The sequence below is a fragment of the Thiospirillum jenense genome (assembly GCF_014145225.1).
GTDB lineage: Bacteria > Pseudomonadota > Gammaproteobacteria > Chromatiales > Chromatiaceae > Thiospirillum > Thiospirillum jenense.
The window spans coordinates 1-16,004 of sequence record NZ_JABVCQ010000041.1 but is presented as its reverse complement, the minus strand read 5'-3'; the positions used below and the strand labels follow the sequence as shown (position 1 = coordinate 16,004).

At 47.6% G+C, this 16,004-nt stretch carries 22 protein-coding genes, 1 tRNA gene and 3 pseudogenes; 8 read left to right on the top strand and 18 right to left on the bottom strand.

The window, feature by feature from the left end; genetic code table 11:
* The first annotated feature begins 241 nt into the window (after window positions 1–241).
* The 3 genes from HUK38_RS13465 to HUK38_RS13455 all read left to right on the top strand — a co-directional run bounded on the left by HUK38_RS13465 (window position 242) and on the right by HUK38_RS13455 (window position 2,697).
* Entirely contained in the window at window positions 242–946 is a 705-nt protein-coding gene (locus HUK38_RS13465; protein ID WP_182584851.1) for a type 1 glutamine amidotransferase, read from the top strand.
* Between the two features lie 65 nt (window positions 947–1,011).
* Entirely contained in the window at window positions 1,012–1,959 is a 948-nt protein-coding gene (locus HUK38_RS13460) for an alpha/beta hydrolase (RefSeq protein ID WP_338065424.1), read from the top strand.
* 366 nt (window positions 1,960–2,325) lie between these two features.
* A complete protein-coding gene (locus tag HUK38_RS13455) occupies window positions 2,326–2,697 on the top strand; it encodes a c-type cytochrome domain-containing protein (protein ID WP_182584849.1) in 372 nt (123 codons plus the stop codon).
* Between the two features lie 118 nt (window positions 2,698–2,815).
* On the opposite strand, the gene folK is transcribed toward HUK38_RS13455, so the two are convergent.
* The 4 genes from folK to HUK38_RS15550 form a co-directional block, all read right to left on the bottom strand.
* Entirely contained in the window at window positions 2,816–3,349 is a 534-nt protein-coding gene (gene folK, locus HUK38_RS13450; protein WP_182584848.1) for a 2-amino-4-hydroxy-6-hydroxymethyldihydropteridine diphosphokinase, read from the bottom strand.
* Window positions 3,350–3,429: 80 nt separating this feature from the next.
* The gene (gene tatC / locus HUK38_RS13445) at window positions 3,430–4,599 is read right to left on the bottom strand and encodes a twin-arginine translocase subunit TatC (protein WP_182584847.1); all 1,170 of its coding nucleotides are present in this window, start codon (window positions 4,597–4,599) and stop codon (window positions 3,430–3,432) included.
* Between the two features lie 66 nt (window positions 4,600–4,665).
* Window positions 4,666–5,004 (bottom strand): Sec-independent protein translocase protein TatB, encoded by a 339-nt coding sequence (gene tatB, locus HUK38_RS13440; protein WP_182584846.1) that lies wholly within the window; start codon window positions 5,002–5,004, stop codon window positions 4,666–4,668.
* A gap of 133 nt (window positions 5,005–5,137) precedes the next feature.
* Window positions 5,138–5,800: a helicase-related protein gene (locus tag HUK38_RS15550; protein ID WP_338065425.1), complete on the bottom strand. Its 663-nt coding sequence runs from the start codon at window positions 5,798–5,800 to the stop codon at window positions 5,138–5,140.
* On the opposite strand from HUK38_RS15550, the gene HUK38_RS13430 reads away from it, so the two are divergent.
* Window positions 5,777–5,893: transfer RNA gene (locus HUK38_RS13430), tRNA-Ser, on the top strand. The genes HUK38_RS15550 and HUK38_RS13430 overlap by 24 nt on opposite strands.
* A 33-nt stretch (window positions 5,894–5,926) precedes the next feature.
* Here the strand turns inward: HUK38_RS13430 and HUK38_RS15660 are convergent.
* Window positions 5,927–6,097: pseudogene (locus HUK38_RS15660) on the bottom strand (hypothetical protein); the annotation flags it as partial.
* A gap of 15 nt (window positions 6,098–6,112) precedes the next feature.
* On the opposite strand from HUK38_RS15660, the gene HUK38_RS13420 reads away from it, so the two are divergent.
* On the top strand, window positions 6,113–6,268 hold the full coding sequence (locus HUK38_RS13420) for a hypothetical protein (RefSeq protein WP_182584845.1): 156 nt from the start codon (window positions 6,113–6,115) through the stop codon (window positions 6,266–6,268).
* 27 nt (window positions 6,269–6,295) lie between these two features.
* Here HUK38_RS13420 and HUK38_RS15655 read toward each other — a convergent pair.
* From HUK38_RS15655 to HUK38_RS13385, 7 genes and pseudogenes are all read right to left on the bottom strand, one after another.
* Window positions 6,296–7,129: pseudogene (locus HUK38_RS15655) on the bottom strand (primosomal protein N' family DNA-binding protein); the annotation flags it as partial.
* Between the two features lie 51 nt (window positions 7,130–7,180).
* A complete protein-coding gene (locus HUK38_RS13410; RefSeq protein WP_182584844.1) occupies window positions 7,181–7,528 on the bottom strand; it encodes a nucleotidyltransferase domain-containing protein in 348 nt (115 codons plus the stop codon).
* Window positions 7,528–7,953 (bottom strand): nucleotidyltransferase substrate binding protein, encoded by a 426-nt coding sequence (locus HUK38_RS13405; protein WP_182584843.1) that lies wholly within the window; start codon window positions 7,951–7,953, stop codon window positions 7,528–7,530. Before HUK38_RS13405 ends, HUK38_RS13410 begins: the two co-directional genes overlap by 1 nt.
* Before the next feature lie 13 nt (window positions 7,954–7,966).
* Window positions 7,967–8,332, bottom strand: a complete 366-nt coding sequence (locus HUK38_RS13400) for a YidH family protein (RefSeq protein WP_182584842.1) — start codon at window positions 8,330–8,332, stop codon at window positions 7,967–7,969.
* A gap of 50 nt (window positions 8,333–8,382) precedes the next feature.
* Complete coding sequence (hypE, locus tag HUK38_RS13395; RefSeq protein WP_182584841.1) at window positions 8,383–9,405, bottom strand: hydrogenase expression/formation protein HypE; 1,023 nt, start codon at window positions 9,403–9,405, stop codon at window positions 8,383–8,385.
* Between the two features lie 28 nt (window positions 9,406–9,433).
* Entirely contained in the window at window positions 9,434–10,276 is an 843-nt protein-coding gene (gene nifM, locus HUK38_RS13390; RefSeq protein ID WP_182584840.1) for a nitrogen fixation protein NifM, read from the bottom strand.
* Window positions 10,277–10,356: 80 nt separating this feature from the next.
* Entirely contained in the window at window positions 10,357–10,773 is a 417-nt protein-coding gene (locus HUK38_RS13385; RefSeq protein ID WP_182584839.1) for a BLUF domain-containing protein, read from the bottom strand.
* A gap of 214 nt (window positions 10,774–10,987) precedes the next feature.
* Here HUK38_RS13385 and HUK38_RS13380 point away from each other — a divergent pair, with 214 nt between their 5' ends.
* The gene (locus HUK38_RS13380) at window positions 10,988–11,230 is read left to right on the top strand and encodes a hypothetical protein (protein ID WP_182584838.1); all 243 of its coding nucleotides are present in this window, start codon (window positions 10,988–10,990) and stop codon (window positions 11,228–11,230) included.
* A gap of 122 nt (window positions 11,231–11,352) precedes the next feature.
* A complete protein-coding gene (locus HUK38_RS13375) occupies window positions 11,353–11,514 on the top strand; it encodes an OmpA family protein (protein WP_182584837.1) in 162 nt (53 codons plus the stop codon).
* A gap of 202 nt (window positions 11,515–11,716) precedes the next feature.
* Here HUK38_RS13375 and HUK38_RS13370 read toward each other — a convergent pair whose 3' ends face one another.
* Window positions 11,717–12,067: a CHAT domain-containing protein gene (locus HUK38_RS13370; RefSeq protein ID WP_275285030.1), complete on the bottom strand. Its 351-nt coding sequence runs from the start codon at window positions 12,065–12,067 to the stop codon at window positions 11,717–11,719.
* A 176-nt stretch (window positions 12,068–12,243) separates the two neighbouring features.
* The gene (locus HUK38_RS13360) at window positions 12,244–12,426 is read right to left on the bottom strand and encodes a hypothetical protein (protein ID WP_182584834.1); all 183 of its coding nucleotides are present in this window, start codon (window positions 12,424–12,426) and stop codon (window positions 12,244–12,246) included.
* 75 nt (window positions 12,427–12,501) lie between these two features.
* Between HUK38_RS13360 and HUK38_RS13355 the strand changes: the two genes are divergently transcribed.
* Window positions 12,502–12,759, top strand: coding sequence for an IS1 family transposase (locus HUK38_RS13355; RefSeq protein WP_182584833.1), 258 nt, complete (start codon window positions 12,502–12,504; stop codon window positions 12,757–12,759).
* A gap of 42 nt (window positions 12,760–12,801) precedes the next feature.
* On the opposite strand, the pseudogene asd reads toward HUK38_RS13355, so the two are convergent.
* The 4 genes and pseudogenes from asd to HUK38_RS13335 all read right to left on the bottom strand — a co-directional run.
* A pseudogene (gene asd / locus HUK38_RS13350) lies at window positions 12,802–13,701 on the bottom strand (archaetidylserine decarboxylase).
* 127 nt (window positions 13,702–13,828) lie between these two features.
* Window positions 13,829–14,689 (bottom strand): ADP-ribosylglycohydrolase family protein, encoded by an 861-nt coding sequence (locus HUK38_RS13345; protein ID WP_182584831.1) that lies wholly within the window; start codon window positions 14,687–14,689, stop codon window positions 13,829–13,831.
* A gap of 61 nt (window positions 14,690–14,750) precedes the next feature.
* Window positions 14,751–15,716 carry a metallophosphoesterase gene (locus tag HUK38_RS13340; protein WP_182584830.1) on the bottom strand — a complete coding sequence of 322 codons (966 nt, stop codon included), beginning with the start codon at window positions 15,714–15,716 and terminating at the stop codon, window positions 14,751–14,753.
* Window positions 15,717–15,765: 49 nt separating this feature from the next.
* Window positions 15,766–16,004, bottom strand: a 239-nt coding sequence (locus HUK38_RS13335; protein ID WP_238787668.1) for a hypothetical protein, incomplete at its 5' end; no start/stop codon positions are given.

Below are 16,004 nucleotides of genomic sequence, written 5' to 3'. Positions count from 1 at the left end.
TAATTTATCCTAACGTCCGGACTGGTGTTTTACGGTTGATGTGTATCACTGTTTGGGTGAATTGGGGTTATTTAATGATGCAACGCATGTCGAATTGATAGAAGGAGAATTATTCTCTATGTCGCCAACTGGTGCATTTCATGCGGGGTATGTAAAACGGTTGAATTATCTGTTGATGATAAACTGAACGATCAATTGTGTCACTCCTAATTTTCATTATGCGATTTGACAGGTAAAGATTATGCGTATTCAAGTTTTGCAACACGTTCCATTTGAAGGTCCAGCGTATTTAGGCGACTGGGCAACTCGCCATCATCACCATTTAACTATCAATCACCTCTACACTGGTGATCCTTGCCCTACCCGTGATAGCTATGATTGGTTAATTGTACTGGGCGGCCCAATGAACGTGAATGATGATAATGAGCATAGTTGGTTGACGGCAGAAAAAGTTTGTATTAATACGGCAATTGAAGATGGTAAAACTGTTATTGGGATTTGTTTGGGTGCGCAATTGATCGCGCAGGCATTGGGCGCGACAGTGCGCCGTAATGATCAGCAAGAAATCGGTTGGTTTCCAATTACCTGGACGGATGCGGCGCATCAATTACCCGGCTGTGCTACATTGCCCAAGCAATTAACTGCTTTTCATTGGCATGGCGATACATTTAGCTTGCCACCTGGGGCGGTGCATTTAGCCACCAGCACCGCTTGTCAACAGCAGGCGTTTTATTATGATGGGCGGGTACTGGGGTTGCAATGTCATTTAGAAGTCACGCCAATTAGCATTGCCGCGCTCTGTACTTGCACCAATGAAGATGAGTTAATTCCGGCGGAATTTGTTCAATCATATCAAGAATTAGAAATGACCGCTGGGCGCGATTTCGCCGCTGTTCATCGCTGGTTTGACGCATTACTCGCTACCTTACCGGCGCCGCCAGTTTAGCTTTAATTATTTTAACAATAATGAATTGGGGTATTCAGCAACTCCGGCAAGTTGTCATAATTAGCGTGATTGGAATAGTAACGGCATTATTATTAACCATACTGACACCGTGGCGCTGTGATGATTTGCCTTCCTATTCCAATCCGGCGGCGGATTATCCGGCTGCTTTATTGCGTATTCAACAGTGGCAAAATAGCGCGGTGCCATCGATGAATCCACTGTGCCAATTGACGTTAATGACGCATCATCATGCAACCGAGCGGGGCATCGTATTGGTGCATGGCTATACCAGTTGTCCACGCCAATTTTATTCATTAGGTCAGCAGTTTTATCATGCCGGCTATAATGTGTTAATTGCCCCGCTGCCGTATCATGGTGACGCAAATCGTTTCACTCACGCACACGGTCAATTAACTGCTGAAGCATTAACCCAATACGCTGATCGAGCGCTTGATATTGCGCATGGCTTGGGGCGGAGAATAACGATGATGGGATTATCCGCCGGTGGGGTGGTGACGGCGTGGGCGGCGCATCATCGTTCGGATATTGAACAAGCAATTATGATTGCGCCGGCATTTAGCTTTAAACCTATTCCATTGCCATTAACGACAGCGGCGATGAATCTATTTAGTATTTTGCCCGATTCATTTGTGGCGTGGCAACCGACTAATCGAATAGATGATACACCAAATTATGCGTATCCAGAATATTCGTATCATGCGTTGGCGCAAATTCTCCGCTTAAGTTGTATGATTAAACAAGCGGCGCAGCACACCGCGCCAGCGACTCGTCGTTTGGTTTTCGTATTAAACCCAAATGACCAGAGTGTCAATAATGATGCAGCGCGTGAATTGGCGGCGCGGTGGCGGAATCAATATCAGGTGAACTTGACTATTATTGATTTGCCGGATCAGTTAAAATTGGCGCATGATTTTATTAGCAGTGAACGCCCGCATCAATTTCCGGAGTTAGTGTATCCGCGTTTATTAGATGCGGCTGGTGTTCATTATTAACGCGGTGAGAGATGTGCTAATATGATCGCTAATACAAATGTCGCGTTGACTGACGCCGGTAGTGCCAATGCGGACATTTAATTTTAATAGATACCAATGCCCGGCGATTTCGGTTCAATCAACGCCGCCGTGAGTGATGTCGAAATGGCGGGCGCGGCGTTCTAACGCGGTGCGGCGAGTGCGACAGGTTATTAGAGCGGTGCAATCTTGCTGGAATGCGCTAGTCAGCGTAGCATGTCGCACCACGCGGGCGGTGATTCAAGCAAATGACGGTTGTTATCACGCCCCTGCCCAACAGTTTCGGTCAAACTCATTTCCAGTTTTCAACGCGCACCCGGTGCGCCAGTTTTTTAGGAATAGATAACCATGCTCAAAACGTTGGTTTCAGCAACGGCTCTGGTCTCGGTGGCGCTGCTACAAGGGTGCGATGGCACGTCGGTCAGTTATACGCAAGATGTGCAGCCGATTCTGAGCAAACATTGTTCCGAATGTCATTTGCCCGGCGGGCAAGGCGAGGAAGCCAGTGGCTTTTTGGTGGATTCCTACACCTCGGTTTTGAAGGGAACGAAGCACGGACCGGTGGTGGTGGCGGGGGATCCGCTGTCTAGTTCACTGTATCGTTTGATTTCCGGGCGGGTGGATAAATCTATTCAAATGCCGCATTCCAAAGAACCCTTGCCCGTGTCGGAGATTGAATTGATTGAAAAGTGGATTAATGAGGGCGCGAAAGATAATTAATCCGATTGAATGGCATGGGCGCTGATTGATTTAGCGTACTAAAATAGATAATGGTTAACGCCTCAGTGAAGCAATTTACTGGGGCGTTTTTATTGACTGGCGATTAAAATTATCGGTGTCAATGCGAGACGGCAATTGATTGATCGTTGCTGCGCGCTTGTGTTGAACATGAAATGATTTGCCGATAACGCACCGCTGGCGCAAATACGCTCAGGAATTGACCGCTGCGCGGCTCGCGCAATGACGGCGGTGCGATGTCTAATACTGGAATTAACATAAAGTCGCGTTCTAATAACCCCGGATGCGGCAGTTTTAATAGCGGATCATCGCTCACCGCATCACCAATTAACACCAAATCAATATCAATGGTGCGCGGGCCATTGGCAATGGTGCGCACTCGCCCGAGTTGGTTTTCAATTTGCTGCGTGTGAGTTAATAATGCCAATGGCGTTAATTGCGTTTCTAATGCCACCGCGAGATTAATAAAGGCCGGTTGGTTGAATAACCCAAACGGGCGGGTGTGATACCAGCGCGACTCGGCAATTAACGTCGCCTCGGGCAATTGGGTTAATAATTGCAACGCCTGTGGAATGTATTGCAACGGGTCAAGATTAGAACCGAGTGCTAAATACGCTGTGACCGGTTTTATCATAAACAACACCAATTAAACGGATTGATAAATAATGCAGATGTGCGTTCCCACGCTGGAACGTGGGAACGATCAAACGTGCATTAAATGGATTGATCCAATTCCGTCAAAATGGTGCGTGCCACCCGCCGCTGATCGGGTTCACCGCTTTCTAACACTTGATACAACAATTGCCGAGCGGGTAATAAATGCCCCTGCAAACGTAATTGATGCGCTTGATGCAGCAGTAAATCATTAGCATGTGCGGCCGTGCTAATTGATGTATTGGCAGGTGATTGCGGTGTTGCGGGCGGTAATGATAAATGCGCCATTTCGGCATCGGCTAAATCCAATGCGGCCTCTTCGGAATCAATATCTGCTGGCCAAGAATCTGGAAATGAATCTATTGATTGAACGGGGGTTTGCACCGGCGGCGCAGGTGGTGGCGGCGTGATTGGTGCAGACGGCGGCGGGTTATTCACCGGCGTTAATGCGTGTGTTTTGTTTTCATTCGGATTAGTCACGAAATAGCGTGAAAAATACACGCCCGCTTCATATAACCACCACATGGGCAGGGCTAATAACGTCTGTGAGACGACGTCGGGTGGCGTTAAAAACATCCCAACGACGAATGCACCGACAATGACATAGGGGCGTTTTTCAATTAAGTTTTCCGGGGTGGTGACACCAATGGCGACTAATAAAACAGTGGCAATGGGAATTTCAAAAGCGACGCCGAATGCGAGGAATAGTGCTAATACAAAATCTAAATACGCCGCGATGTCGGGCATTTGGCTGACGCCTTCAGGTGTGACGGCGGCGAAGAATGCAAAGACGAATGGAAAAACGACAAAATAGGCGAATGCCATGCCAATATAAAACAGCGCAATGCTGGAAACTAATAATGGCACCGCTAATCGTTTTTCATGGCGATATAAACCAGGTGCGACAAATCCCCATAATTGATAAAGAATGTAGGGCATGGTTAAAAAAATGGAGGTGATGAGCGCCAGTTTAATTGGCGTTAAAAAGGGTGAGGCCACTTGGGTGGCAATCATGGTGGAGCCAACGGGTAATTTGGCAATAATGGGTGCGGCAACGACGGTGTAAATGTCATTGGCGAATGGAAAGAGAATAAAAAAGACAGCGATGACCGCAATCACCATGCGCACGATGCGGTCGCGCAATTCGCTTAAATGAGAAATGAAGGTTTGTTCAAGCGCATCTTCAGCCGCTGGGGGTGGTTTTTTTTTGGATTGAAAAGGCCAAATCATAACGTTTTGCATCCCGCGTTGAGTGAATAGTAGGCGCCGCAATTATAATGATTAAACGAATAAATCTCAATCAGAAACGCGAGGAGCCGCGGGTTGATTAGGCGAATTGATCGGTGACGGGTCATTGGTGATGGGCGGCGCGGGCGGTGGGGATTTCATTGTCACCGCCGGCGGGGTGATGAGCGTCTCCAGCGGCCGATTGATTGATTGTTTGCGCATAATTTCCCGCAATTCCTCGGCTTTTAATTCCTGATCTATTTCCAATTTGACGCTTAATAATGCCCGGCGGGCGCGCCCGAACCATAATCCAGCAGCGCGGGCGAGGCGCGGCATTCGCTCGGGGCCAACCACGATCAATGCCACAATACCAATTAAAATCAATTCTTGTGCGCCGACGTCAAACATGATTTATTTCACTCAAAATCAATCGTTTTTTATTTAAGCATACGGGTTGATATTGTAATCCCGCGCTGCCAACCGTTGGGTATTATACCCGAATACGTTATCAAACATGGTATTGTTAATTATTATCCTAATGTTACACCCCCTCCTGCGGATCAACATCCACACTCCAACGCAATTGACTGGGGTAATTCAAATCGCGCACTCGCGGCAACCACTCATTTAATACCGTTTGCACAATTTGGCGACTCGGCGCTTGCAATAATAATTGCGCTCGATACCGCGCCGCCCGCCGTTCCAATGGAGCGGGTGCCGGCCCCCACAACTCCGCCGCGCCGAGTGCTGGGGCGACCGTCGCCGCCTGTTGTAAAAACTCCATCGCTGTCTCAGATGTGCGACTATCCGCCCGCAGCAGCGCCTGATAACTAAACGGTGGCAACTGCGCCGCCTCACGTTCAATCAATGCCTGCGCGGCAAAACCGGCGTAACCCTGTTGCAATAGTGCCAAAAGCAACGGATGCTCCGGGTAGCGCGTTTGCAACAACACCGTCCCCGCTCGCGCCGCCCGACCAGCGCGACCCGCCACCTGCACCAACAACTGCGCCATCCGTTCGGTCGCCCGAAACTCCACGCCGTGCAAACCCTGATCCAAACTCAAAATACCGACCAACGTCACGCCGGGCAAATGATGCCCTTTTGCCAACATTTGCGTCCCCAGCAAAATCGGGTACTCGCCCAGCCGCGCTGCGGTCAACAGCCGCTCCAATTCGCCCTTGCGGCGGGTGCTGTCGCGGTCAATGCGCCCGATTGGACAGTCGGGAAAACGGCGGCGCAGGTAATCGGCAACGCGCTCCGTCCCCTGCCCGAGCGGGCGCAAATCCGTCCCGCCGCAATCGGGGCAAAGCGTGGGAATTGGGCGGGAAAAACCGCAGTGGTGACACATTAACCGCTCGATGTCGCGGTGAACGGTCAATTTCACGTCGCAGCGCGGGCAATTACTCAGCCAATTGCACTGGTGACAGGTCAAAACGGGCGCAAATCCGCGCCGATTGAGAAATAACAGCACCTGATTGCCGCAATTTAGCTCAGTTTCCATGCGTGTGAGTAGTGCGTGACTCAGCCCGGTGGTGACGGGTTGGGTGCGCAAATCGGCGATCACCAGTTGCGGACTGCGGGCGGTGCCGGCGCGGCGCGGCAGCAACAAGTGGTGATAACGCCCCAGTTGGGCGTTGCGCAAACTTTCCAATGCCGGGGTGGCACTGCCTAAAATCACTGGACAATCAGCCAGTTGCGCTCGTCGCACCGCCAAATCACGCGCTGAGTAGCGCCAACCATCCTGTTGTTTTAACGAGACATCATGCTCCTCGTCCACGATCACCAGCGCCAACTTGGGGATGGGCGTGAACACCGCCGAGCGCGTCCCGAGTAACACGCCCGCCGTGCCGCGCACCACTTGCCACCACGCCAGTTCGCGGCTGTTCGCGGTCAAATTGGAGTGGATCACGGCAATTGGCGTATTTAGCCGCTGGGTGAAACGGCGTTGCAGTTGCGGTGTTAAGCCAATTTCCGGCACCAGCACCAGCACCTGCCCGCCGCGAGCGAGTGTGGTAGCAATCAGACGCAAATACACCTCGGTTTTACCGCTGCCGGTCACGCCGTCGAGTAAAAAACAATTAAACCCCGATTGATTGTGAATAGCGGCAATTGCGGCGCTTTGCTCGGTATTTAATGTCGGCAATTCAATTGGGGTTGATTCAATAGCGCTTGACTCAATGGCAGTTGATTCAATTGCTGGCGCGGGTGGATTGATTGAACGATCAGCGCGGCGCAGGCGGGTTGGTAATGCGCTGAACACCGCTTCGCCGGGAAAACCGCGATAATATTTGGCGCTCCAGAGTAAAAAACTGATGTCGGCGGCGGTTAATAACGGCTGCGTATCTAATAATTGCGTGATGGGTTTTAAGCGGTCGGGGGTTAATTCACTTGCGGGCGCAATTGCTACAATTATTCCGACGCGCTGGCTGCGCCCGAATGGCACTAACACGCGCATTCCAATTAACACGGGCGCAGTTGATTGCGGTGGCGGTAAATAATCGAATAATTCTGGCAGCGGCGCGGCGACCGCCACTTGCAGAATAAAACAGCGTTGGTCAGTCAAAGGAGAAATAATCTCGGGTTATTAAACGCTCTCGGGCAGGGGCGCAGTTTCATTCACCAGCATCGCATCGCGTTGATACAGCACTTGACCGACTCGTTGAATATGTTCCCGCAAATCGGGGTTGTTAATTTTTTCAAATAACGACACATCCACCGTATAAGGAATATCCGAATCATCAAACGCATCGGCAACATCAAACAAGGTGTGATAATCCAGTGTTGATCCAATTAAAGTTAAATCAATATCGGAGCCGTTTCTATAATTACCTTTTGCGCGTGAACCATAGATGATTGCTTGTTCAATGCTGGGATATTGCTGGAGAATCGTGCGTACAATTACGAGTGTATTGTCTGATAAACCGAATGCCATTAATTCTCTTCCTCACGCGACCGTTGCAAAAAATTGACGTATAGCATTTCTAATTCAGAAAAGAATAACGAAAAGATGTCAGTATAAATTTGTTCGGCAATCTCACGATCATACGCATGAGCGACTAGATTCCGCGATTTAATCATTTCCATCCACACTTCACCATTCATAATTAACTCACGTTTGAAGGCTTCACGAATAGTATCGCGGGAACCAACTAATCGGGTATGACCTTGAAATGTGAGATAATCTTTTAATAAATTCCACGCCAATTCAAACGTATATTCAAACCCTTGAATAACGCCTTGCTTTTCTAATTTACTCAGGGGGCGTGTATTGGCTAATACAATACTCTCTTTGAGTTCATGGAATGCGTTGTGATAATGATTAAAACGTTGTTTCCAACGAACATCTTTTACCGTCATGTTCACCTCACTTTTATACCAATGCCAAATACGCCAACAGTGCCAGCCCTAATATCGCCATGATAAGATTAGTTAATACGCCCATGTTAATCCAATACCCAGTGGGGATTTCAGCCGGACTAAGTGTTTTAATCACCAGGCGATACTGCCGCATTGAAATCAGCAATAGCACAACGCCGACGATAATAAAACTCATGCCCAACACCAATGCGGCATCGTAATGACCAATTTGGGTTTGATGCTGTGCCATGATATGCAAAAACAAGCCAAAGCGTTCGACCACAAAACCGAATGCCATGATCGCAATGGCAGTGCGATTCCAAGCTAATAATGTGCGCTCGGCGGCGAATAAAACACGCGGATCATCTAAATAAGACATAATCAACAAACTGCCTAAATTGAATAGCGTTGGGTTTAATATCGCAGCGATTAACAAATACGCGGCAATTGATCGCCCGTCAACCACGCCACCAACCGCGAGCCGCCAAATACAGTCTTCATTTGTACCAAATGCTGCGCATCTCCTGTCACCGTACCAATAATTGCCGCCTCGCGTCCGAGTGAATGCGCCCGCATGGTGGCTAATAAAGTTTCCGCGGCCGCGGCCGGACAAATCGCCACCAATTTACCCTCATTTGCTAAATACAACGGATCAAATCCGAGCAATTCACAGGCACCGCGCACCGCCGCGTGAATAGGAATCGCCGCTTCGGTTAATTGCATTCCCACGCCCGACTGGTGCGCAAGTTCATTTAATGTCGTGGCTAAACCACCGCGAGTTGGATCACGCAAACAATGCAATTCCGGCACGGCTGTAATCATTGCCGCGACTAATGAATGCAACGCGGCGCTATCCGATTGCGGTGGTGTGATGAAATGCAATTGTTCACGCGCTGCTAGTACCGCTACGCCATGATCGCCCATGCTACCGTTAATTAAAATTGCATCACCCAGTGCGGCACGATCACCACTAATGTTAATCCCTTTTGGCACAACTCCAATACCCGTCGTGGTAATAAAACAGCCGTCGCCATGACCGCGCTCGACCACTTTGGTATCGCCGGTGACAATTGGCACACCTGCCGCCCGCGCCGCCGCCGCCATGCTAATGACAATGCGTTCTAAATCAGTTAATAAAAACCCTTCTTCAAGAATGAACGCGGCAGATAAATATAATGGTTGGGCGCCCGCCATTGCCACGTCATTAATCGTGCCATTCACCGCTAAACAGCCAATATCGCCGCCCGGAAACCATAATGGCGTAATGACATGGGCGTCCGTGCTAATGACTAATCGCCCGGGCGGTGGCGTGAATATGGCGTAATCATTTCCTTGACGTAACCACGCATTATCAAAATGACGGTGAAATACATTGGTAATTAACTCAGCAGTCACACGACCGCCGCTGCCGTGTGTTAATTCAATACAAGCCGGCGCTGGTGATAGTGACATAGGTGTTAATAAAAACGCGGCATAATGGTTAATGAGGCAGCGTCGCAATCCAGGCTTTTTGTAATTGCTGACGCCGTTGGTTGGTTAAAAAATGGTGAATACGGTCGCGCACCTGTTCAAATGAAGACACCGTTGCTGGATGAATCTGTTCACAAAAAACTAGATGCAACCCGAGCGGCGATTCAACAATACTACTCATTTCACCGACGGTTAATGAAAACAGCGCCATATCGAGTGACGGATATAATTGATGCCGACTGAGTGTACCGAGCCGCCCACCTTCCAATGCGCTCGGGCATTCGGAATAACGATACGCCAACCGCCCAAAGGTGTCCGCATCGGCGCCATTCAATTCGGCGGCGAGCGTGGTTAAACGCAATTGCACTGCCGGGCGCCGGTTTTCTTCATATTCATCATTTAATGTAATTAAAATATGTCGGGCGGTGCGTCGTTCTGGCATAACAAAACGCGCTTGATGTGTATCATAAAATGTCTCTTCTTCAGCGCCGGTGACGGGCTGATAATTCGCGCCGATATGCTGTAATACGGCGTCAAAATGCAATTCACGTTGCAAGGCGCTATAAATAGTGATGGTATCTAAACCATTATGAGTTAATGCGGCTTCAAAGCTGGCATGATTAGGATAACGGGCAATCAACTGCGCTAATGCTTCATTTACTTGCGACGCTGTAATCTCAATAACGTGCGCTTCGGCACTGGTTAATACGCGCATCTCCAATGCCCAGGTGCGTTCCGCTTGCGCCTGCGCTACTGCGAATCGATCGGGGTTGAGCGCCGGAATTGCACACTGAAATTTTTCATTCGCGGCGCGTAATAAATGATAACGATATTCTGGATAATCGGTGAACATGGCAAATGACGGGGTAATGCTGATGGGTTAATTGCGCACTTCAGTTATTCAATACAGCGGCACGAGTGATGCTGGATTGATTAACAGGATGCGACTTTCGTACTTAATTCGCGTAATAATCCGAGCGCACTGCTACCGCTTAATTGATAAGGGCTGAATTCATCGGTGATGCTGTAGGCACGAATAATCGGACGTAGGTCTTTAGTCCAAGCGACATAACCCATTGCCCAATCACCAAATTCGCGCCGATCAATTGTTTCATAGCTTAATAACACAGATTCAATATGGCGATCATCATGTAGGATACGGCAATAGGTTTCATTCACTGCTATTCGTCCACCTTCTAAACATTGTAAAAAAAAGGTGCCATTAAATAATAATATGCCAGTGATGGCGTTACTGGTATTATAGCGGCGGGAAGATTCGAGAATCTTTTCAATGCTGCCAGTGCTGAGAGGACATAATTTACTACAATAGATGAGGCGAGTGAGTTGCATAGTGATTACTTGTTTAATGAAGTGGCGATGTGTGCTGTGAATGATAGCATGAATTTTGCGTAGGATGTGGTGAATAACGAATCGTATCAACTAATCATTATTTGCGAATAATGTAGATTGTTGGCTCACCACATCCGCCAGTGTGTTAAATTGGTATTATTCATGCGTGCTTGCGATTAAACAATGGTTAAACTTAATTTAAGAGATAATACAAATGCAAATAAAATCGCATCAGTTTGGACTGCTTGTATTATTGACTTGTGGTGTCGCGGCGCCTATTTATGCCGAAGAATATATGCAGCACTGCGCGACTGCTGATGATTATGAACAGGCATTAAATCGCGTGGTGAAACAGTATCGCGGGTTAATGAACGTCAAGTTGTTGAACAGGCGAATGTACTGCCGCCGCCACGTTATCATTCAGAACCGCGAGTGGAAAAAACGCCGCCGCGGGTAGTTGTAAAGGCAAAACCGCAGCCGTCATCCGATGTTTATATTCCCAAAAATACGTCAAGTTAGACGGGCGATGGGGTGGCGATTTATTTCGGTTATAATTCAGTACAATTAAATTAGGCGGCGATGCGTGAATTGGATAAATTGGGTCAAGCACTTACGGCGCTGCAATTAAAAGACATGACTTGGGTAATTGAAGGTCATACTGACGCGGCGGGTGGTAATTTGTATAATCAAGCCTTGTCTGAAGAGTGGGCGCAGGCGGCGCGGGAATATTTAATTGCCTAAACCGGTATTAAAGTGAGTCGGTTGATTGCGGTGGGCAAGGGTGAAAGTGAGCCGTATGATCCCTCTAAATCCCAGCGCCCGCGTTAATCGGCGGGTGCAGGTGCGCACGGAATGATGATTGAGTGTTTTTGATTAAGTCCCCCTGCCCTAACGATTAATTGAATTGATCGTTCCCACGCTCCAGGTGGGAACGCATTATTCATTACAACCAATTACCGACTAAAATAAATCCCGCCCACGCATTCGGTTGCGTGTATCGACCACCGGCAATTAACGCATGCTGCGCCGCCTGTAATGCCTGCGCTTTGGTCATGCCCGACTGTTGCAATGCTTCATAAAAGCGCGTCATTAATAACTGCGGCGCATTATCGCCCACTGGCCATAATGAACCTAATGCTATTCGGGCGCCGGATTGCAATGGTACGCCACTCAAACCTAATGGTGCGCGATCATTCCCTTCCGCCGTTTGACAGGCGCTTAATACTAATAATTCAATTGACCGTTGGGATAATTCTTTCAATTGCAACGCCCGCGCCAGCGTTTTCATATCCAATTTACGATCATAGGTGATAATAAAGTTGTCCGGGGCGTACCTTGAAATAACCCATGCGAGGCAATATGCACCATTTGATAGGATTGATCCTGCATTTCGGTGACAAATCTTTTTAATAAGAAATCCTGATTTTGCAGCGTTTGCGCCGGTAATTGCTGCGCCAATTGCGTGATTTCCTATTCCACCCCGGGCAGCGCCAGCGCGGCAATTTTTTCCGCATCACTTGCCTCGCACCCCGCCGCCGCGTCATCGTGACCGCGCACGGTCGAGTCGAGCGCATCTAAGCCGTAATTCAGCGTCGAGCGCACGGCATACGCCACGTTTGGCGGGCGGCGGGCGTATTCCTGCGACAGGCGCACGGCGGTGACGTGGCTCTCGTCCTTAGTAGTGCATTATTTGATAGGTTAAACGATTTTTAATAGGAATAAACTTTTATGAATTGTCCAAAGTATCAATCCGAAAGCATCATTAAAAATGGTTTTAACAGCTTAAACAAACAAATTTACCGCTGTAAAACATGTGGGCGTCAATTTGTTTTAAATCCAAGCAAAATGGCAATTAGTCAGGGAACAAAAGAGCGAGTTGATCGGTTATTATTAGAGCGTAATTTGTTAAGAAATATTCAGCGCTGCATTTTGGTGCAATATGGTGTTTTATTCATCATTATAATGCCACATTACGAAAAGGGTTAACTGTTTAGGATTAAGTTAATCCTATAAAAAATGCACTACCAATTAACCAACCCTTGATTGCCATTGCCCCAACGCGGCGTCGCATTGAATCCGATCATTCGGTTGTTTATTTGCTAACCACTGTGCCCGTCCCGGCGGTAATAATACAATCACCGTTGATCCCATATTAAACCGCGCACATTCAGCCCCCCGCGCAAAGGTCGGCGTCTCATTATTCGGGTAATCATCACGCCGAATGATTACCCCGCGTGGCGGCGTAATTTCACCCGCCCAAGTGGTTTCAATACTGCCCACGAAAATCGCCCCGACTAATACTAATACAAAGGGGCCATATTCATTATTAAACACGCAAATAACCCGCTCATTCCGCGCAAATAAATTGGGAACGCCGCGCACCGTTGCGGGATTCACACTGAATAACCGCCCGGGAATGTAAAGCATTGAACGCAATTGCCCGGCCGCGGGTGTGTGAATACGATGATAATCACGCGGTGATAGATAGAGCGTGGCAAATAATCCGCCATCAAATAACTGCGCTAAATCGGGCGCGCCGCCTAGTAATTCAGTCAGTGTGAATTGCCGCCCTTTGGCTTGAATTAACTGCCCATTCTCAATCGTACCAAGTTGGCTAATCACCGCATCCACCGGGCTAATAATCGTTTGCGGATCATCGGTAATGGGTCGCGCATCAGAACGCAATGCCCGCGTGAAAAACGCATTAAATGTTGAATACGCCGCCGGGGAAGATTCAGCCGCTTCGTCAAGATTAACCGCGAATTGTTTGACAAATAACCGAATGAAACTGGGTAAAATAAACCCGAGTCGAGCGTGAGTGAAATGCCACATGAGCATTGATAAAAAATGCTGCGGTAACGGGTATTACAAAGCAACAAATAAGCGTTCGTGCCAATTGGGTGTGGGGCTGGATTTAAGCGGATTCATTTTAATTAGAGATTGATTGAAATATGTTTATTAACTGAGTTGTCTTAACTAATAAAATAAGTTGTTTAATCGTTCCCACGCGAGCGCATGGAAACGACCAATTTATCTTAATACAACTCTATTTTACCTAAGCAGGTGTTAGCAATAACTCCGACATTTCATTTAAGTACTCTAACCACAATAATTTAGATACCCAACGCTCAGGGATATTGCTATAGCCATAATAAGCGCCGGCAAACATACCCGTAACTGCACCAACGGTATCTGCATCGTCACCCAAGTTGACTGCTAAAACTACCGCCTCTTCAAATGAATGACTATTGCCCAACGCATAACAGGCGGCGTTATAGGTATCAATTACAAATCCCCTCGATTTGACGTCTTGATAGCGCGTTGTTTTATGCGTCAATACGTCAGTATGGAATTGATTTTGATAAGCTAAATACACCACATCCGCACATTTTTTACAATACTCCACGCAGGTCGGATGCGCGTGAGTTAATAATGATTGATCCATCGCGACCCGTGTGCCTTCTATTGCATCATGCCGATAATAAGTAAAAATTGGCGACAGGCGCATAATTGAACCATTCCCCTGAGAATCTTCATCATTCAAACCATGATAAGGCGTACTGGGATCAGTCAAATAGTGGCTAATTGCTTGACTCGTTGTGACACCAATATCAACACGGCGGTGATTAAAAGAGAATTCACCAGTTGTCATCCAGGAAGCAAAGTTACGCATGATTGATGCTGGATGATAGCCTTGATTTTTAACTAATGATTCTGCAATACACAGCGCCATCGCTGTATCATCTGTCCAACCGCCGGCGGGTAAATTAAATTGTCCACCACCCACTATTTCGCGTATTTTCTTTTCTTCTTCGTAAATACGCGGGCAGAATTCTAATGTCGTGCCTAACGCATCACCGCAAATCGCACCAAAAAATGCCCCTTTTGCTTTATCTACTAAATTAGTAGTATTCATTATATGCACTCCAAATAGTCGTGATAGAAAACTGAATGAAACTGCAATGATTTTGAATCAATTATGCGACACAACAATAGCCTTCTGACGTTAAAATCTTTTCACCTTGCCAACGATAAGCACATAATTTACCGTGTTTAGCAATGCTGTAATCAACACACGCAACCTGATTAGACAAGGGGGTGGGTTCACCCGTTAACCAATAATGACCAATAAATAATGGTTGATGAGCTTGATAGGGCAGGCGTTGATGCGGCGGAATAGGTAGCGCGGGTAGTTGGGCGCGAATTGATGAATCAAGCATGGCCGCCGTTTGATAAGTATCCGCCGCTGCATCCCACCAACGTAATCGCACGCGCCGCCGCGTTATTTGGTCTTTATCAATAAAGTCATGCCCAGCGGGGAGTGGCGTTTCAATTCCTTTAGTTAGCGCTTCAACTGCTTTGAAAACCGATGGTTGCGGATCATCTTTATCGGCAAGATCATTCGGTTCGCGGCTGGCAGCAACCATGAGTTCTGGTGACAAATAGCGCCCATCTATTAACAACGGTTTAAAAAATTCAATAAAAGGTGGATGCCAACACGCATGAACGAGGCGCAATTCTGGTAATTCTAACCACAGTGGCAGAGATAAAAACCAGTCAATGATTTCTTGATGCAATGCGGGATTATGTTCAACTTCAGCAAGAAAAGCGGCATGTTGACGGCGATTCGTTTCGCCATATTGCGGTGAATGATGCGAGCGTAAAAAATCATTCGGTTGATCGGGATCAGGTAAAAACCATGCAATGGCATTTAATTCGTGATTACCCATGATTGCTTGGGCGCTTCCGGCTTCTACCATACGTCGCACAATCATCACGGTTTTAATTTGTTGCGGGCCGCGATCAATAAAATCACCGACAAATAACGCTTGCCGTTCAGGATGTCGCCAAGCACCTTGCGTCTCACGGTAGCCCATTTTAGTGAGTAATGCGATTAAATGATCTGCGTGGCCATGTAAATCACCGATGATGTCATATTGCATAAGTGATCCTCGCAAAGGCTAATAAAAACTAAATATAACGCTGTGCTATTTAGGCATTGTACTCGTATAATTGTGGACCAAATCCCATGTGCTTTTTTTCCCGGAGCTGTAATTCAGTTATTCTCCCACTGTGAACACATTGTTTAAATGCTTTACCCCATTTGCGGCGCGCTGAATAGGTCAAACATTCCCAAAGTTTTTTATCCACTCGTTCAAATATTTGTTCTAAAGTCAACTTTGTACCTGTTGGAATACCAACTAAACCTTCCCGAATCAATTGGAGGATAT